The organism is Loktanella fryxellensis (genome assembly GCF_900110065.1).
GTDB lineage: Bacteria > Pseudomonadota > Alphaproteobacteria > Rhodobacterales > Rhodobacteraceae > Loktanella > Loktanella fryxellensis.
Window position 1 is genome coordinate 327,034 of sequence record NZ_FOCI01000001.1, and the last position, 15,838, is coordinate 342,871.

Annotated in this window: 16 protein-coding genes; 8 read left to right on the forward strand and 8 right to left on the reverse strand. The window is 67.3% G+C overall.

Translation table 11 applies throughout. The features are described from left to right. Nucleotide 1 precedes the first annotated feature (1 nt). Together radA and BMX16_RS01580 are read left to right on the forward strand one after the other, a co-directional pair. On the forward strand, nucleotides 2-1,375 hold the full coding sequence (gene radA / locus BMX16_RS01575) for a DNA repair protein RadA (RefSeq protein ID WP_089897962.1): 1,374 nt from the start codon (nucleotides 2-4) through the stop codon (nucleotides 1,373-1,375). Nucleotides 1,376-1,393: 18 nt separating this feature from the next. After that, nucleotides 1,394-1,954, forward strand: coding sequence for a CvpA family protein (locus tag BMX16_RS01580; RefSeq protein WP_089897964.1), 561 nt, complete (start codon nucleotides 1,394-1,396; stop codon nucleotides 1,952-1,954). 35 nt (nucleotides 1,955-1,989) lie between these two features. Here BMX16_RS01580 and BMX16_RS01585 read toward each other — a convergent pair whose 3' ends face one another. Continuing rightward, nucleotides 1,990-3,141: an AI-2E family transporter gene (locus BMX16_RS01585; protein WP_245731208.1), complete on the reverse strand. Its 1,152-nt coding sequence runs from the start codon at nucleotides 3,139-3,141 to the stop codon at nucleotides 1,990-1,992. A gap of 306 nt (nucleotides 3,142-3,447) precedes the next feature. Here BMX16_RS01585 and purF point away from each other — a divergent pair, with 306 nt between their 5' ends. The 6 genes from purF (at nucleotide 3,448) to BMX16_RS01615 (ending at nucleotide 8,966) form a co-directional block, all read left to right on the forward strand. Then, nucleotides 3,448-4,914, forward strand: coding sequence for an amidophosphoribosyltransferase (gene purF / locus BMX16_RS01590; RefSeq protein ID WP_089898326.1), 1,467 nt, complete (start codon nucleotides 3,448-3,450; stop codon nucleotides 4,912-4,914). A gap of 236 nt (nucleotides 4,915-5,150) precedes the next feature. Then, nucleotides 5,151-5,408 carry a hypothetical protein gene (locus BMX16_RS01595; protein WP_089897968.1) on the forward strand — a complete coding sequence of 86 codons (258 nt, stop codon included), beginning with the start codon at nucleotides 5,151-5,153 and terminating at the stop codon, nucleotides 5,406-5,408. 62 nt (nucleotides 5,409-5,470) lie between these two features. After that, nucleotides 5,471-6,115, forward strand: a complete 645-nt coding sequence (locus BMX16_RS01600; RefSeq protein ID WP_089897969.1) for an SDR family NAD(P)-dependent oxidoreductase — start codon at nucleotides 5,471-5,473, stop codon at nucleotides 6,113-6,115. A gap of 106 nt (nucleotides 6,116-6,221) precedes the next feature. After that, the gene (surE, locus tag BMX16_RS01605) at nucleotides 6,222-7,040 is read left to right on the forward strand and encodes a 5'/3'-nucleotidase SurE (RefSeq protein WP_089897971.1); all 819 of its coding nucleotides are present in this window, start codon (nucleotides 6,222-6,224) and stop codon (nucleotides 7,038-7,040) included. Nucleotides 7,041-7,057: 17 nt separating this feature from the next. Next, nucleotides 7,058-7,675, forward strand: a complete 618-nt coding sequence (locus BMX16_RS01610) for a protein-L-isoaspartate(D-aspartate) O-methyltransferase (RefSeq protein WP_089898328.1) — start codon at nucleotides 7,058-7,060, stop codon at nucleotides 7,673-7,675. 76 nt (nucleotides 7,676-7,751) lie between these two features. Continuing rightward, nucleotides 7,752-8,966: a peptidoglycan DD-metalloendopeptidase family protein gene (locus tag BMX16_RS01615; protein ID WP_089897973.1), complete on the forward strand. Its 1,215-nt coding sequence runs from the start codon at nucleotides 7,752-7,754 to the stop codon at nucleotides 8,964-8,966. 161 nt (nucleotides 8,967-9,127) lie between these two features. On the opposite strand, the gene BMX16_RS01620 is transcribed toward BMX16_RS01615, so the two are convergent. From BMX16_RS01620 to BMX16_RS01650, 7 genes are all read right to left on the reverse strand, one after another. After that, the gene (locus tag BMX16_RS01620; RefSeq protein ID WP_089897975.1) at nucleotides 9,128-9,970 is read right to left on the reverse strand and encodes an ATP-binding protein; all 843 of its coding nucleotides are present in this window, start codon (nucleotides 9,968-9,970) and stop codon (nucleotides 9,128-9,130) included. Then, the gene (gene tatC, locus BMX16_RS01625) at nucleotides 9,967-10,842 is read right to left on the reverse strand and encodes a twin-arginine translocase subunit TatC (RefSeq protein ID WP_089897977.1); all 876 of its coding nucleotides are present in this window, start codon (nucleotides 10,840-10,842) and stop codon (nucleotides 9,967-9,969) included. The genes BMX16_RS01620 and tatC overlap by 4 nt, the downstream gene beginning before the upstream one ends. Continuing rightward, on the reverse strand, nucleotides 10,839-11,534 hold the full coding sequence (gene tatB, locus BMX16_RS01630) for a Sec-independent protein translocase protein TatB (protein WP_089897979.1): 696 nt from the start codon (nucleotides 11,532-11,534) through the stop codon (nucleotides 10,839-10,841). Before tatB ends, tatC begins: the two co-directional genes overlap by 4 nt. A 21-nt stretch (nucleotides 11,535-11,555) precedes the next feature. Next, nucleotides 11,556-11,768, reverse strand: a complete 213-nt coding sequence (locus BMX16_RS01635) for a twin-arginine translocase TatA/TatE family subunit (RefSeq protein WP_072855685.1) — start codon at nucleotides 11,766-11,768, stop codon at nucleotides 11,556-11,558. Between the two features lie 116 nt (nucleotides 11,769-11,884). After that, the gene (locus tag BMX16_RS01640; protein ID WP_089897981.1) at nucleotides 11,885-12,703 is read right to left on the reverse strand and encodes a sulfite exporter TauE/SafE family protein; all 819 of its coding nucleotides are present in this window, start codon (nucleotides 12,701-12,703) and stop codon (nucleotides 11,885-11,887) included. A 13-nt stretch (nucleotides 12,704-12,716) separates the two neighbouring features. After that, nucleotides 12,717-13,721, reverse strand: a complete 1,005-nt coding sequence (dusA, locus tag BMX16_RS01645; protein WP_089897983.1) for a tRNA dihydrouridine(20/20a) synthase DusA — start codon at nucleotides 13,719-13,721, stop codon at nucleotides 12,717-12,719. A gap of 161 nt (nucleotides 13,722-13,882) precedes the next feature. Continuing rightward, entirely contained in the window at nucleotides 13,883-15,757 is a 1,875-nt protein-coding gene (locus BMX16_RS01650) for a glucose/sorbosone family PQQ-dependent dehydrogenase (protein WP_089897985.1), read from the reverse strand. Nucleotides 15,758-15,838: the final 81 nt, after the last annotated feature.

Consider the following 15,838-nt stretch of genomic DNA (forward strand, 5'->3'; position numbering starts at 1 on the left):
CATGGCCAAGGATCTGAACTTCACCTGTACCGAATGCGGCGCCGCGACCAGCAAGTGGTCGGGCAAGTGCGAGGCCTGCGGGGCCTGGAACACGATCCAGCAGGACACCGGCCTGTCCACGGCGGGACCGAAGAAGACCTCCATCGGTGGTCGTCGCGGCAAGACGCTGACGCTGACCGACCTTGCCACGCAAGAGGCAGCCCCGCCCCGCACGCTGGCGGGGGTGGAGGAGCTGGACCGCGTGCTCGGCGGCGGTCTGGTCAAGGCGTCGGCCCTGCTGGTCGGCGGCGACCCGGGGATCGGCAAATCCACCCTGCTGCTGCAGGCCGCCGCAAGGTTCGCCCGCAACGGGTTGAAGGTCATCTACATCTCGGGCGAGGAATCGAACGCGCAGGTACAGATGCGCGCGCAGCGGCTGGGGCTGGAGGCGAGCCCCGTCATGCTGGCGTCCGACACCAACCTGCGCGACATTCTGACCACGCTGGAGCATGAGAAGCCCGACCTGACGATCATCGATTCGATCCAGACCATGTGGGCCGACCATGTGGACTCTGCGCCGGGATCGGTCAGTCAGGTCCGCACCTGCGCCCACGAGCTGACGGCCTTTGCCAAGACCCACGAGATGAGCGTCATCATGGTCGGCCACGTGACCAAGGAGGGCACCATCGCCGGCCCCCGCGTGGTCGAGCACATGGTGGATACGGTCCTTTATTTCGAGGGCGAGCGCGGGCACCAGTTCCGCATCCTGCGCAGCGTGAAGAACCGTTTCGGGCCCGCCGACGAGATCGGCGTGTTCGAGATGACCGGCAAGGGGCTGGCCGAGGTACGCAACCCGTCCGCCCTGTTCCTGTCCGAACGCGGCGAGCCTGCGCCGGGGTCGGTCGTGTTCGCGGGCATCGAGGGCACCCGGCCCGTGCTGTGCGAGATACAGGCCCTCGTCGCGCCCAGCCCGCACAGCCAGCCGCGCCGGTCGGTCGTGGGCTGGGACGGCGGGCGGCTTGCGATGATCATGGCGGTGCTGGAATCGCGCTGCGGCGTGCCGTTCACCGGGCTGGACGTCTATCTGAACGTCGCGGGCGGGTTGCGGATCAGCGAACCCGCCGCCGATCTGGCGGTCGCCGCCGCACTCGTGAGTGCGCGGGAGGATGCCGCCCTGCCGAAGGAGGCGGTGATTTTCGGGGAAATCAGCCTGTCCGGTGCGCTGCGTCCCGTCATCCAGACGGAAAACCGATTGAAAGAGGCGCAGAAACTTGGTTTTACCACGGCGATCATGCCGCGTGCGCCGAAAGGCACCGGGGCATCCGGCCTGATCCTGCAGGAATGCATCGATCTGGCCGGTTTCGTTGAACAGGTCTTTGGCGCGCGCCAGGGCTGACCTTGGGGGACAAGACCAGTGGACGGTTTCACCATCATCGACGGCGTTGTCGCCGGTCTTATCGTCATTTCCGCCCTGCTGGCCTACAGCCGCGGTCTGGTGCGCGAGGTCATGGCGATCGCGGGCTGGGTCGGGGCCACGGTCCTCGCCTTCATCTTCGCGCCGCAGGTGCAGCCGCTGGTGCAGCAGATCCCCGGCCTGTCGGGGTTCATCGGCGACAGCTGCGAATTGAGCATCATCGCGGCCTTTGCCGCCGTGTTCGCCGTGGCGCTGGTGGTCGTGTCGATCTTCACGCCGCTCTTCTCATCCGTCGTGCAGCGTTCGGCGCTGAATGGTCTTGATCAGGGGGCCGGGTTCCTGTTCGGCGTCGGCCGCGGCATCCTGTTGGTGGCGGTCGGGTTCTTTGTCTATCAGACGGTGCTGACCACGCAGGACATCGCGATGGTCAACGACAGCCGGTCCGCGCGGGTGTTTGGCCAGCTGACCAGCCGGATCGCGGAACGCGACCCGGCTGCCACGCTGGGCTGGATCACCACGCAGTATCAGGAACTGGTCGGCCAGTGCGGCACGCCCACCTGACCTGACAGGTCGGACGCGCCCTCAGAGCGGTCCCGTCACTCTGCCGCCGTCGTGGGAAACCCGACGGCTGGCGCCGTGACGACGGGAGGTTCGGCCGCCTCCTCTTCTTCATCGTCCTTCTCGGCCGGTGCCTCGTCCGCAGAGCCGAGGAAGTTGCCGATGATCTGCATGCTGTCGATGTTGTCGGCCACGACCTTAAACACCACGAGGAACGGCACCGCGACGAGCGCACCCGCAATGCCCCACAGCCAGCCCCACAGGACCACGGTCAGGAACACGGCGACGGTGTTCAGCTCCAGCCGCCGCCCCAGCAGCGTCGGCGTGACGAAGTTCCCCTCGATCGAGGTCAGCGTCATGTAGGCCGCGGGCGCGACCAGCGCGTAATAGAGGTTGTCGAACGTCACGATCGACAGCGCCGCCACCAGTGCCACGCCGGTCAGCGCGCCGATATATGGCAGAAAATTCAACAGGAACGCCGCCATGCCCCAGATGTAGGGATAGGGCAGCCCGACGACATACATCGCGATGCCGACGCAGACGCCGAGGCTGGCATTGATCAGCGTGATGGTGAGCAGATACCGCGATACACGGCGTTCGATGTCGTAGACGATCGACAGCGCGCGCTTCTTGCCGGTCATGGTCTGGAACGACTGCACCAGTTTCACGTAGAACATGTTTCCCGAGGCCAGCAGGAACGACGCAAGGACCAGTGCGACGGCCAGCGTGGCACCGGCGCTGCTGACCACGCCCATGGCGCTGTCGATCAGGGTCGGCTGCTGCACGACGACCTGCTGGACCGCAGGGTCGCCCGGTGCGATGCTGGCCACCTCGGCCCCCGCCTGACGGACGCTTTCGAAGCGGCTGAACACCTCCGACAGCTTGGATTGCACCTCGCCGCCGATGTCGCCAGCCGATGCCATCCACGTGCTGACGGTGCCCGCCGAGAAATAGATCGCCAGACCGATGATCATGGCCGTCACACCGATCAGGCCGACGGCGGATACCCAGTGCGGTATGCCGATCCGCGCCATACCGCGCGACAGCGGCGACAGCGTCAGGGCCATCAGAAAGCCGAGCATGACAGGCAACAGCAGGTCCTTGGCCACGAAGCAGGTCGCGAAGACGGCGATCAGTGTCAGAAGGTTCAGGCTGCGACGGATCGCTTCCAGATGGGTGGCACGTTTCACGTAGGGCCTCGCTGTGGGCAATATGCGCGGCGGAAATTGCCGGAGAACACTCGTCATGCAAACTGTTCCCTAACGCGGCATTGGGGCGCAGGTTCCGGCAGCCTTTTGCCGAACCGTGCGGACAAGGCGGCGATCCGCCGCCGGGACCGGAAACGGATCGTCCGCGGCGGCCTGCATGCGGGCACGTATCAGTGTCGTGACACTGCCCGGCAGACGGGTTAATGACCGCGCAGAGTGACCGGATCAGGAGCTGCCAAAGTGCCGCATGACGCCCTCCGCCCCCTTGATGCACCCGGTGGCGCACCGCTGTTGCCGCAGCATCCGTTCGACGCCGACGGCGACAAGCTGCGCGAGGAGTGCGGCGTCTTCGGCGTGATCGGCGTCACCGAGGCCAGCAACTTCGTGGCCCTCGGCCTGCATGCGCTGCAGCATCGCGGGCAAGAGGCGGGCGGCATCGTCACCCACGACCCCGAGAACGGCTTCAACCAGGCCCGTCGGATGGGGCTGGTGCGCGACAACTTCACCAGTGCGGACATGATGGCGCAACTGCCCGGTGGCCTCGGCATCGGTCACGTCCGCTATTCTACCGCAGGGTCTAAGGGGCAGACCGCGATCCGCGACGTGCAGCCGTTCTTCGGCGAGTTTTCGATGGGCGGGGCCGCCATCGCCCACAACGGCAATATCACCAATGCCGTGGCCCTGCGGCGCGAGCTGATCGAGCGCGGCTCGATCTTTCAATCCTCCAGCGACAGCGAATGCATCATCCACCTGATGGCGCGGTCGATGGGACGGTCGATTCCCGACCGCATGGAAGAGGCGCTGCGCAAGGTCGAGGGGGCGTTTTCCGTCGTCGCCATGACCGACAGCGCGCTGATCGGCTGCCGCGACCCGCTGGGCGTGCGCCCGCTGGTACTGGGCAAACTGGGCGACAGCTGGGTGCTCGCGTCCGAGACCTGCGCGCTCGACATCGTCGGTGCCGACTTCATCCGCGAAATCGCAGCGGGTGAGATGGTGGTCATCACCGCCACCTCCGGCGTGCAGAGCCACTTTCCGTTCCGCACCGCGAAACCTCGCTTCTGCATCTTCGAGCACGTGTATTTCAGCCGCCCGGACAGCATCCTCGGCGGTCGGTCGGTGTACGAGACGCGCGAGGCGATCGGGCGCGAACTGGCCAAGGAAGCGCCCGTGGACGCCGACCTCGTCTGCCCGGTGCCGGACAGCGGCACGCCGGCGGCCATCGGATTTTCGCTGCAATCGGGGATCCCCTATGCGATGGGGATCATCCGCAACCAGTACATGGGCCGCACCTTCATCGAACCGAGCGAGCAGATCCGCAACATGGGCGTTCGCCTGAAACTGAACGTGAACCGCGCGCTGATCCGCGGCAAACGCGTGATCCTCGTGGATGACAGCGTCGTGCGCGGCACCACCAGCCAGAAGATCAAGGAAATGATCCTCGAGGCCGGTGCGGCAGAGGTGCATTTCCGGATCGCCAGCCCGCCGACGCAATGGCCCTGCTTTTACGGCGTGGACACGCCGGAGCGGGACAAGCTGCTGGCCGCGACGATGACAGAGGACGAGATGCGCGACCATCTGGGCGTCGATTCGCTGAAGTTCATTTCGCTCGACGGCTTGTACCGTGCTGTCGGTCAGGCGCAGGGCCGCGACAACGCGTCACCGCAATACTGCGATGCGTGTTTCTCAGGCGACTATCCGGTGGCTCCGTCCGACATGATCGACCGCGGATTCGTGACCAAGACCGCCGCCGAATAGCAGGCGGTGCCTGTGGCGGGCGTCGCATGGGGGGCCAGCCCCCCCGGCTGCGCCGTCCCCCCGGGATATTTTAGACCAGAAGAAGGCCATGACGCTGCGGCATGGGCGGCAGGCCGCCATATCCGGTGTCCGTCGTCGGCAGGTTCGCGCAGGTCCGGGCCACGCGGCGGACCTCGACTGTTCATGGCATGCAGGGCGGGTCATAGCGCGTCATTCCGATGCGAGAGAGACCGCCGATGACGACCGGACAAGACGTGGGCGCGATCGCCCAGAGTGCTGCCAAGCTGCCGATGGATGCGATCACGCTGATCGGATTGTTCACTGGACCTCAGGGCGACAGCGCCCTGATCCGCAAGCCCGATGGCCGCGTCGTGCACCTTGCACGCGGCGAGACGACCGACCGCCTGACGCTGCTGGACGTGACCGATCAGGTGGCGGCGGTGCGCGACGGGCGCGGTACGGTGTTCAGTCTGGCGATGCCGCCGCAGACCTGAGGGCTGCGGACACCGTCCGATCCTGCTGGACAGGGCCACGGTACTGCGGCAAAGACGCGGCCATGACAGATCAGATCGCCCTCATCACCGGTGCATCGCGCGGCCTTGGCGCCGCCATTGCGACAGCCCTTGCCGGACGCTATCACATTGTGGCCGTCGCCCGCACCATAGGCGCGCTGGAGGAGCTGGACGACGCGATCCAAGCACGCGGCGGACAGGCGACCCTTGCGCCGATGGACATCACCACGGACGCTGCGATGCAGCAGTTGTGCCGCGGCATCCATGATCGCTGGGGACATCTGGACCTGTGGGTCCACACCGCGATCCATGCGGCCCCCCTGTCGCCTGCTGCACATATCGCCCCCAAGGACTTCGCATCGTCGCTGGACGTGAACGTGACGGCGGTACAGCGGCTAATCGGCTATGTGGCCCCCCTGCTGGGGTCGCAGGGCCGCGCGGTGTTCTGCGACGACACGGTTGCGGGCACCAAGTTCCACGGCACCTATGGGGCGACCAAGGCGGCACAGCTCGCCCTCGTGCGCAGCTGGCAGGCCGAGACGGCGCAGACCGGGCCGCAGGTCATGCTGATCGACCCCGCGCCGATGCCCACCGCCCTGCGCGCCCGGTTTCACCCGGGCGAGGACCGCAACAGGCTGGCGCATCCCGCGACCGAGGCCGCGCGTCTGCTGGACGCGATCACCGGCTGATTCCCCGGCGCCACAGGTGTCCTGAAACGCCGCACGGCAGCGGTCGCGCCTTGCGGTGGGGCACCCCGCCTTCTACCCTGACGGCAATCGACAAAATGGGGCCCGCATGCGCATTCTGATCACCAACGACGACGGCATCAACGCGCCGGGACTGGTCGTGCTGGATGCCATCGCCCGCGAACTGGCAGGCCCGGAGGGCGAGGTCTGGACGGTCGCCCCCGCCTTCGAGCAATCGGGCGTGGGCCACTGCATCAGCTATACCCACCCCACCATGATCTCGGAGTTCGGGCCCCGCCGGTTTGCGGCGGAAGGGACGCCGGCGGACTGCGTGCTGGCAGCACTCTATGACGTGATGCAAGACGCACCCCCGGACCTGATCCTGTCCGGCGTGAACAGGGGCAACAATGCCGCCGAGAACGTCGTCTATTCCGGCACCATCGGGGCCGCGATGGAGGGCGCGCTGCAAGGCTACCGCGCCATCGCGCTGTCGCAATACTATGGCCCGCGGAACGTAAAGCTGGCCGATCCGTTCGAGGCCGCGTCGGCAACGGGCGTGGCCCTGATCCGCCGCCTTCTGCACGACGATTTCTGGCAGGACAGCGACGGGCCGGGCCACGGCTATCGTCCGTTCTACAACATCAACTTTCCCGCGGTGCCGGCGGCAGAGGTGCAGGGCGTGCGCATGACACGACAGGGCCTGCGCGACGGCATCTTTCACAGCGTCGAGGCGCAGGTGTCGCCCACGGGCCGGCGGTTCATGTGGGTGCGTGGCGGCAACCAGCAGGTCGACACGGGCCCGGGCACCGATGCGTCGGCGAACCTCGCGGGCTACGTGTCGGTCACGCCGCTGCGGGCGGACCTGACGGCGCATGACATGCTGGACCGCCTGCAGGGGCGGCTGGACGACACGGCACCCACCCCGTGACCGACCCGCAGACCCAGATGCAGTTCCTCTATGCCTTGCGCAGCAAGGGCGTGACCGACGCCCGCGTGCTGACCGCGATGGAGCGGATCGACCGCGCCGCGTTCCTGCGCGGCATCTTCGCCGCCCGCGCCTACGAGGACACGCCGCTGCCCATCGCCTGCGGGCAGACGATCAGCCAGCCGTCCATCGTCGGGCTGATGACGCAGGCGCTGGACATCGACCCGCGCCACAAGGTCCTCGAGATCGGGACCGGATCGGGCTATCAGGCGGCGATCCTGAGCCAGCTGGCACGCAGGGTCTATACCATCGACCGCTTCAAGCGGCTGGTGACGGAGGCGCAGGCGGTGTTCGACAGCCTGTCCATCGTCAACATCACGGCGATCACCGCGGACGGCAGCTTCGGTCTGGCGGAACAGGCCCCCTTCGACCGCATCCTGCTGACCGCCGCCGCCGAGGACCCGCCGGGCCCCCTGCTGGCGCAACTGCGTGTCGGCGGCATCATGGTGTTGCCTGTGGGGCAGTCGGACACGGTGCAAAGCCTGATCCGTGTGACCCGGCTGGAAAAGGGCTTCGACTACGAGGAATTGCGCCCAGTGCGGTTTGTGCCCTTGATCGAGGGGATCGGTCAGGACTAGAACCGACCCGACATCACCGGGCACGGCGCCCGGCCTCTGCCCCATCGCGCGGCACAGCCATGACAGGACCAGAGCCATGACAGCGACCACATCCCCCAGCCTGCGCCGCTTTGCGTTGACGGCCTCGGCGCTGGCGCTGCTGGCGGCTTGCGAAGGCGGCATGCCCGACCTCGACCTGCGCGATCAGGCGGGTGGGTTCGACACCTCGCCTGCCGTGGCCGATCTGCCGGACCGGCCGCAGCCGGATGCGCGCGGCGTCATCTCGTATCCCGGCTATCAGGTGGTCGTGGCGCAGCGCGGCGACACGATGGCCAGCATCGCAAGCCGGCTGAACCTGTCGGCGGCGGAACTGGCCAGCTTCAACGGTGTCGCCATCGATACGCCCCTGCGGCAGGACGAAGTGGTCGCCCTGCCCGGCCGCGTGGCAGAGCCGTCGGCGTCGACCGGTGCCGTGCTGCCCGCGACGGGCACGATCGACGTCAGCGCCATCGCGACCACGGCCCTTGACCGGGCATCCAGCACCGCACCGGTGCAGGGCGGCCTGGCCCCCCTGCCATCCGCCGGCGGTGTCGAGCCGATCCGCCATCAGGTCGCACCCGGCGAAAGCGCGTTCTCGATCAGCAGGCTCTACAACGTGCCGGTCGAGACGCTGAGCGCGTGGAACGGACTGACCGGGGACCTCGCGGTGCGCGAAGGGCAGTTCCTGCTGATCCCGCAGGGCGGTGTAGCCAACCCGGCCGGTGGGCCGACGACGGCGCCGGGCACCGGCAGCGGATCGCCGATCCCGCCGTCCGCCGCAGCCCCCCTGCCCGCCGTCGATCCTGCCACGCCCCTGCCGGAGGCTGCGACACCGCCGGCCCCGTCGCTGGAGGAAGCGGCACCCGAAACCGAAACCATCGCCGCACCGGCGGCACCCGCTGCACCCGCGGCGGCGCCCGCCAGCGATGGGCGGTTCCTGCGCCCGGTCGCGGGCAGCGTGATCCGCGACTATGCGCCGGGCCGCAACGAAGGCATCGATATCGGCGCCACCGCAGGCGCCACCGTGCAGGCCGCCGACGCGGGCACCGTGGCCGCCGTCACGACGGACACCAACGGCACGGCGATCGTCGTCGTCCGCCATGCAGACAGCCTGCTCACGGTCTATACCAACCTCGAGGATCTGAGCGTGGCCAAGGGCGACTCTGTGTCGCGCGGCGGCACGCTGGGAAAGGTCAAGGCTGGCGATCCGAGCTTCGTCCACTTCGAGGTGCGCCGCGGGCTGGAATCAGTCGATCCCAACGATTTCCTTTAGGACCGGCTGCGCCGGTGCCTTCGGCGATAGTACTTGTCAAAAAGCGATGCCACAGGTCCGGCCCACGATGCTGGTCCCGTGGGTCCGTCGGTCGCGGGCGACGGGCGCTGATCCGGCCTGCGGGGCATGGGGGCCGGCACGACAAATGCGGCGTGACGGGATCAGTCCAGACGCACGCCCCGCCGCGCGGCGAGGTCGGTGAAATACTGCCACGCGACACGGCCTGACCGGCTGCCGCGGGTCGCCTGCCATTCGATCGCTTCGGCCCGCAGGGTGGCATCGTCGACGACCACGCCGTGGGCATCGCAGTAGCCGCGGATCATCGCCAGATACTGGTCCTGATCGCAGGGATGGAATCCCAGCCACAGCCCGAAGCGGTCGGACAGGCTGACCTTTTCATCCACCGCCTCGCCGGGGCTGATGGCGGTCGCGCGTTCGTTCTCGATCATGTCGCGGGGCATCAGGTGACGGCGGTTCGAGGTCGCGTAGAGGATGACGTTGGTGGGCCGCCCCTCGATGCCGCCGTCGAGGACGGCCTTCAGCGATTTGTAATGGTTGTCGTCGTGACTGAACGACAGGTCGTCGCAGAACAGGACGAAGCGCTGGGACGCACCCCGCAGCAGGTCCAGCAGACGGCCGATGGTGGGCAGATCCTCGCGCTGGATCTCGACGATGCGCAGATCGGGGTTGGTTGCATGAACTGCGGCGTGGATCGCCTTGACGAGGCTTGATTTTCCCATGCCGCGCGCGCCCCAGAGCAGGGCGTTGTTGGCGGGCAAACCGGAGGCGAAGCGTTGGGTGTTGGCCATCAGCGTGTCGCGGGACCGGTCGATGCCCACCAGCAGGCCGACATCGACGCGGGCCACCCTTTGCACCGGCGACAGCCGGTCCGGGTCCGCGTGCCAGACGAAGGCGCTGGCGGCGTCGAAGTCGGGCGCGGTGGCCGGTCCCGGTCGCAGCCGCTCGAGGGAGGCGGCGATCCGATCGAGGGCGTCGGTGGTCATGGCTTTGGCGTATCCTCGGGGCTCAGCTTGTTGCCGTAGATATCCTCGTCCTCGGCCACGGCGCCGCTGGCCCGCAATTCGGCCAGCCGTGTCCGTTCGATGCGGGCCACGAGGAAGATCGACACTTCGTAAAGGCCATAGACGACCGTGAAAAGAATGAGCTGGCTCACCACGTCCGGCGGGGTCGCGACCGCTGCCAGCAAAAGGATGCCGACGATGGCGTATTTGCGCGTGTTGCGCAGGCCCGCAGCCGACACCAGCCCCGCCTTGCCCATCAGCGTCAGCAGCACCGGCAGCTGGAAGCACAGACCGAACGCCACGATGAACTTGATCGTCAGGTTGAGATAGGCCTTGGCAGACCCCTGGAACACCAGACCCGCCGCCTGTGCCGTCGTCTCGGCCCCGTCGGTCATGACGCCGCCCTGCTGGAAGTTCAGAAAGAACGCGAAGGCCAGCGGCGTGATGACGTAATAGGCGAAGGCCGCGCCCAGAAAGAACATGAACGGCGAAGCGAGCAGGAACGGCAGGAACGCCCCTTGTTCGGACTTGTAGAGACCCGGCGCCACGAAGCGCCACAGCTGGTAGCTGATGAAGGGAAACGACAGACACAGACCGCCGACGAGCGAGATCTGGATGGCGACGAAGAACCCCTCCTCCAGCGCGATGAATATCAGGCCGCACGCCTGCCCATCCGCATCCAGTGCGGCGCACAGGGGCCGCGTCAGAAAGTCGAAGATCGGATTCCAGACGGTGAAGCAGATCACCATGCCAACGACGAATGCGAACAGCGCCTTGATCAGACGCGAGCGCAGTTCGATCAGATGTTCCATCAGGGGGGCGGCGCTGTTGTCCAACTCGTCCTGCACGCTCATGCATCACCTTCCGGGGTATCGGACGGGACCGTTGCCGGGGCCCGGACCTTGGCGGCTTTCGGCGCCTTGGGGGGCTTGGGCAGCTTCGGCAACACGTCGGGCCCGCCGACTTTAGGCGTCTTCGCCTTGGCGACCTTGGGTTTCTTGACCTTGGCGGGCGGCGACACCGCTTCGGCGATCGGTGGCAGCCCGGTCGGCGCGGGCATCGCCTGCGCCGGCGCTGCGGATGGCACGGCCGTCGGCGGCAACAGGTCGCCTGCCACGTCCTGCGCGTCGAAGGGCTCCGGCTCTTCCGACATCTCGGCCGCATCGGCGGCAGCAATCTCGCGGGCGCGGCGTTCCTCGGCGGCGTGCGCCGTGGCGGCCCCCAGTGCGTCCTTTGAGGCCTGCCGTTCGGCAGACAGCTTGGCCGTTTCCGTGCCGGGCTTGTAGGTCATCTCGGCGGACTCGCGCAGCTTGTCCACGCCGAATTTCGCTGGATTTGCAGCAGCCTGTATCGACTTGCTGATGTCGCGCACACCGCTGTCGTCGGCGGCCTGTTCCATCGCGCGCTGGAATTCGTGCGCCATGCCACGGGCCTTGCTGCTCATGCGGCCCAGCTCGCGGAACATGTTCGGAAGATCTTTCGGCCCGATCACGATCAGGGCCACGATCCCGATCAGGATCACTTCGCTCCAGCCAAGGCCGAACATAGACGTTACCTCAGGCGGGGATCAGACGTTGTCTTTTTTCGCATCCGGCGTCACGTCGCGGGCATCGGCAAAGCTGTCGTCGAGCTCTTTCTTGCCATCGTCCACGCCCCGCTTGAAGGCGGTGATACCCTTGCCGACTTCGCCCATCAGGGACGAGATCTTGCCACGTCCGAACAGGACCAGCACCACGACGGCGATCAGAAGAAGGCCCGGAAGGCCGATGTTGTTCAGCATGTCACGTTTCCCCTTGCGGAGCCCGGTCACAGGACCGGGCGGTTTTAACCTGTCCGGCATACCCCTGTCGGGGCACGTTGGAAAGCGGCAAGTGGTCAACTGCGCGTGGGGCGCGCCTACCAGCCTGCCGCCTTGCGCAGCATGTTCAGGGCCACGAGGATCAGGAAGACCCCGAACACCCGCCTGAGCCGTATCGCATCCGTGCGGTGCGCCAGACGTGCCCCATACGGGGCCGTCAGCAGCGTCATCGCGATGACGAGGCCGAAGGCCACCATGTTCACCGACCCCACCGTGAATGGCGGGGCCACGGCGACCGGTTGGAACAGCAGCACCAGCACCGATGGCACGGCGATCAGCACGCCGAACCCCGCCGCCGTCGCCACCGCCCGGTGGATCGGCGTGTTGTAGAGCGTCATGACCGGCACCCCGAACGACCCGCCGCCGATGCCCATCAGCACCGACAGGAATCCCACCAGCGGCGACAGCGCCGCCCGCGCCCAGCCCCGCGGCATCGCCTGCGCCACGCGCCAGTCGTTGCGCCCGAACGTCATGTAAAGGCCGACACAGATCGCCAGCCCGCCGAAGATCAGTTGCAGCGACAGCGTGCGCAGGCTGGAGACGAGGACCACGCCGATCAGCGCACCGATCACGATGCCCGGCGCCCAGGTGCGCAGGATGGCCCAGTCCACCGCCCCCTTGCGCTGGTGTGCCTGCAGCGACCGCAGGCTGGTGACGATGATCGTCGCCAGCGAAGTGGCCAGACACATCTGCATCAGTTGCGGGCCGTCGTAGCCCAGCGCGCCGAACGCATAGAAGAACGCCGGCACGAGGATGATGCCGCCGCCGACACCCAGCAGACCCGCCATGACGCCCGCGATCGCCCCGATCACCAGCAGCAGGGCCCCCATCGCCAACAGCAGGGTCGTGTGGTCCATGCGTGGTCCCTCCTCAGGCGGCGTGGGTGGTCACGCGGTCCAGCGCATCTAGCACCACCTGCGGGCTGGCACCATCCACGTGGGCGTTCTCGGACAGGAAGCGCCGCCATTGGCGCGCGCCCGGCTGGCCCTGAAACAGGCCCAGCATGTGACGCGTGACCTGTCCCAGCCGCCCGCCAGCCGCCAGATGATCCGCGATGTAGGGCAGCATGGCATGCACCACCGCCACCGGATCGCCGGTGTGGCCGCGGCCATAGATCCGGCAGTCCGCGTCCAGCAGGATGGCGCAGGGATCGTGATAGGCCGCACGCCCCACCATCACCCCGTCCATCCCGGCATCAAGGAAATCCTGCGCCTGATCGAGACTGGTGATTCCGCCGTTCACCGACAGGTGCAGGTGGGGGAACGCCGCCTTCATCGCCATGACCAGATCGTAGTCGAGTGGCGGGATGTCGCGGTTCTCCTTGGGGCTGAGGCCCTGCAACCATGCCTTGCGGGCGTGGATCGTGAACCGCGTCACACCGGTGGCGGACACGCGCGACAGGAAATCCGGCAGGACCTGTGCGGGGTCCTGATCGTCGACGCCGATCCGGCACTTCACCGTGACCGGCACGCCGGTCACCGCCTGCATGGCGGCCACGCAATCGGCGACCAGATCCGGTTCCGTCATCAGGATCGCGCCGAAGCGGCCCGATTGCACCCGGTCGGACGGACAGCCGCAGTTCAGATTGACCTCGTCATAGCCCATGTCGGCGCCGATGCGCGTCGCCTGCGCCAGCAGCGCGGGGTCGGATCCGCCCAGTTGCAGGGCCACCGGATGCTCGGCCGGGCCGTAGGCCAGAAGACGCAAGGTGTCGCCATGCACGACGGCGGCGGCGGTCACCATTTCGGTATAGAGCAGCGCCTGCGACGACATCAGGCGGTGCAGGTGCCGGCAATGGCGATCGGTCCAGTCCATCATGGGCGCGACGGACAGGCGGGCATGGCGGTTCAGGTCTGCTGCGGTCAGGTCTGTCATCGTGACCCCTCTGGGCTGTCGGTCGGGCGGTGTGGTGCCGGGCGGTTCGGCGTCAGGACGCTGTCCTAGCCCAGACATACCCGCAGCGCAAATGACGGCATGACATGCGAAGGGGCCCGCGCCGTCACCGGCGCGGGCCCCCTGTTCAGACCGGCCAGCGTTCAGCGTGCGGCTGCGACCGCATCGGTGGTCACGACGCCATGATCGTTGCCCCAGCTGTTGCGGATATAGGTGCCGATATGCGCGATTTCGGCGTCGGACAGCTGACTGCCGAAGGCAGGCATATAGCCGAAACCGTGCACCAGCGTCGTCGCGACATAGGCCTCGTCCGCCAGCTTGAGGTTGTCGGCCAGTTGTGCTGCACCATCGCTGCGCCCGGCGGGGCCGTGACAGGTGGCGCAGGTCTGCGCATAGATCGGCGCACCGGCGGATGCGACCGCGGCCACGTCCGCGTCGGCGGCGATCGCCTCTGCGGTTGCATTGCCGGTGTTGGGATCCTCGAACTCCTGCGGCATGTCACCGGTGGTGCCCGTGGCTCGTGCCTCGTCGACGGTCAGGCCAGCGGGTGTCTGGCCCACGTCAGACCCGCCGCCACCGGCCGCGTCATAGGTGAACAGCAGGATCGATCCGGGGTTGTGCAGGACGGATGTGTTCAGGCCGTCGCCGAACTTCTGCGCCGCTGACCCGAAGGCATCGGTGGCGATGAACACGCGGTTCTCGAGGCCCACAACCACGTCGCGGTAGCGGTTCTGCGTGGACAGCCATGCGACCGGGTCACCGTCCGCCTGCAATCCGTCGTCGGACAGACCCTGCACGTAAAGCGTGCCATGCTTCAGCGTCGGCAACAGGATCGCATTGCCCCATTCGGCAATCCCGTCCGCACCCGCCACATAGGGCAGCAGCGATGCCGGGGCGATCGTCGGATCGCAGATATAGCCGCAGATCTCGCCGATGGGATAATCGTCGTCCACGGTGAAATAGGTGGCCAGTGGCGGCACCATCTCGGCCTCGTACGCCTCCTCGGGGTACTGCGGGACGCTGTCGGGCAGCGGGTCGGCGTTCTCGCTCACGTCGGCGGGGGCCGAGCTCCAGTCGACGTAGAGGTAGTTTTCGCCGTCGATGCGGCCCGCCACGCGGGGCCAGCCATAATTGCCGCCCGCCGTGATGACGTTCAACTCGTCATCGGTGGCGGGGCCATGCTCGGCCTCATAGAGGACGCCATTCTCGCCGAACGCCAGACCCTGCGGGTTGCGGTGGCCATAGCTGAACACGTGGCTGCGGACGCCCTCGATCTCGGGGTTGTCGTCGGGGATCGTGCCGTCGAGGTTCAGGCGCAGCACCTTGCCGGAGTAGGTCCGCCAATCGCCCGCCGCCACCTCCTCGGCCGACGGCAGCACAAGTGCGAGGTTCGCCTTGCGCAGGTTGCGGCCGAAATTGTGGCCCTGCTCGCCGATCGCGTAGTAGAGTTTGTCATCCGGCCCGAACACGACGCGACCGGCGTTGTGGTCGTCGCCCGCCGGCAGGCCGTCGATCAGCACTGTCGGATCGGTCAGTTGCTGGGTCGCCGCATCATAGGTCATCCGCACGATCCGGGCGTGGGGTTCCGGCGCATCGGCGGTGCCGTAGTTAACGGTATAGCCGACATAGACATAGTCGTTGCCAGTGTCCTGCAGCAGTTCCGGATGCAGGGCGAGGCCCAGCAGGCCTTCGTGTTGGGGGCCTGTATAGACGTCGTCGATCTGCGCCAGCACCTGCTGTGCGCCCGTGACCGGATCGACGCGCGTGATCTCTCCACTCGTGCGTTCGGTGACCCAGATCATGTCATCCGGCCCCCAGCGCATCGCCCACGGATTGCTGAGGCCCGTGGTCAGAACCCGCTCCGAAAACAGGCCGTTGTCGCCCTGTGCGATCGCGGTCGGCGTGACTTGCGCCGTGGCAGCGCCTGCGGTCAGCGCAAGGGCCGCGAGCAACCCGCCCCCGCTGGTCAGGCCGAAGGCGGTCGCGGAGTTGCGGCGGTGTGGGCGTGTATGGGTCATGGGGTCTCTCCAGTGTCGGGTGCGCAGGCGGGACGCGGACGCGGTCGTCCGCGATATCACCTGCTTCAACGTGTCGCAGAA

Coding starts and splice junctions, on each gene's coding strand:
- radA (WP_089897962.1), top strand. CDS start 2: ATGGCCAAGGATCTGAACTTCACCTGTACCGAATGCGGCGCCGCGACC.
- BMX16_RS01595 (WP_089897968.1), top strand. CDS start 5,151: ATGACGACCGGACAAGACGTGGGCGCGATCGCCCAGAGTGCTGCCAAG.
- BMX16_RS01600 (WP_089897969.1), top strand. CDS start 5,471: ATGACAGATCAGATCGCCCTCATCACCGGTGCATCGCGCGGCCTTGGC.
- surE (WP_089897971.1), top strand. CDS start 6,222: ATGCGCATTCTGATCACCAACGACGACGGCATCAACGCGCCGGGACTG.
- BMX16_RS01610 (WP_089898328.1), top strand. CDS start 7,058: ATGCAGTTCCTCTATGCCTTGCGCAGCAAGGGCGTGACCGACGCCCGC.
- BMX16_RS01615 (WP_089897973.1), top strand. CDS start 7,752: ATGACAGCGACCACATCCCCCAGCCTGCGCCGCTTTGCGTTGACGGCC.
- BMX16_RS01620 (WP_089897975.1), bottom strand. CDS start 9,970: ATGACCACCGACGCCCTCGATCGGATCGCCGCCTCCCTCGAGCGGCTG.
- tatC (WP_089897977.1), bottom strand. CDS start 10,842: ATGAGCGTGCAGGACGAGTTGGACAACAGCGCCGCCCCCCTGATGGAA.
- tatB (WP_089897979.1), bottom strand. CDS start 11,534: ATGTTCGGCCTTGGCTGGAGCGAAGTGATCCTGATCGGGATCGTGGCC.
- BMX16_RS01635 (WP_072855685.1), bottom strand. CDS start 11,768: ATGCTGAACAACATCGGCCTTCCGGGCCTTCTTCTGATCGCCGTCGTG.
- BMX16_RS01640 (WP_089897981.1), bottom strand. CDS start 12,703: ATGGACCACACGACCCTGCTGTTGGCGATGGGGGCCCTGCTGCTGGTG.
- dusA (WP_089897983.1), bottom strand. CDS start 13,721: ATGACAGACCTGACCGCAGCAGACCTGAACCGCCATGCCCGCCTGTCC.
- BMX16_RS01650 (WP_089897985.1), bottom strand. CDS start 15,757: ATGACCCATACACGCCCACACCGCCGCAACTCCGCGACCGCCTTCGGC.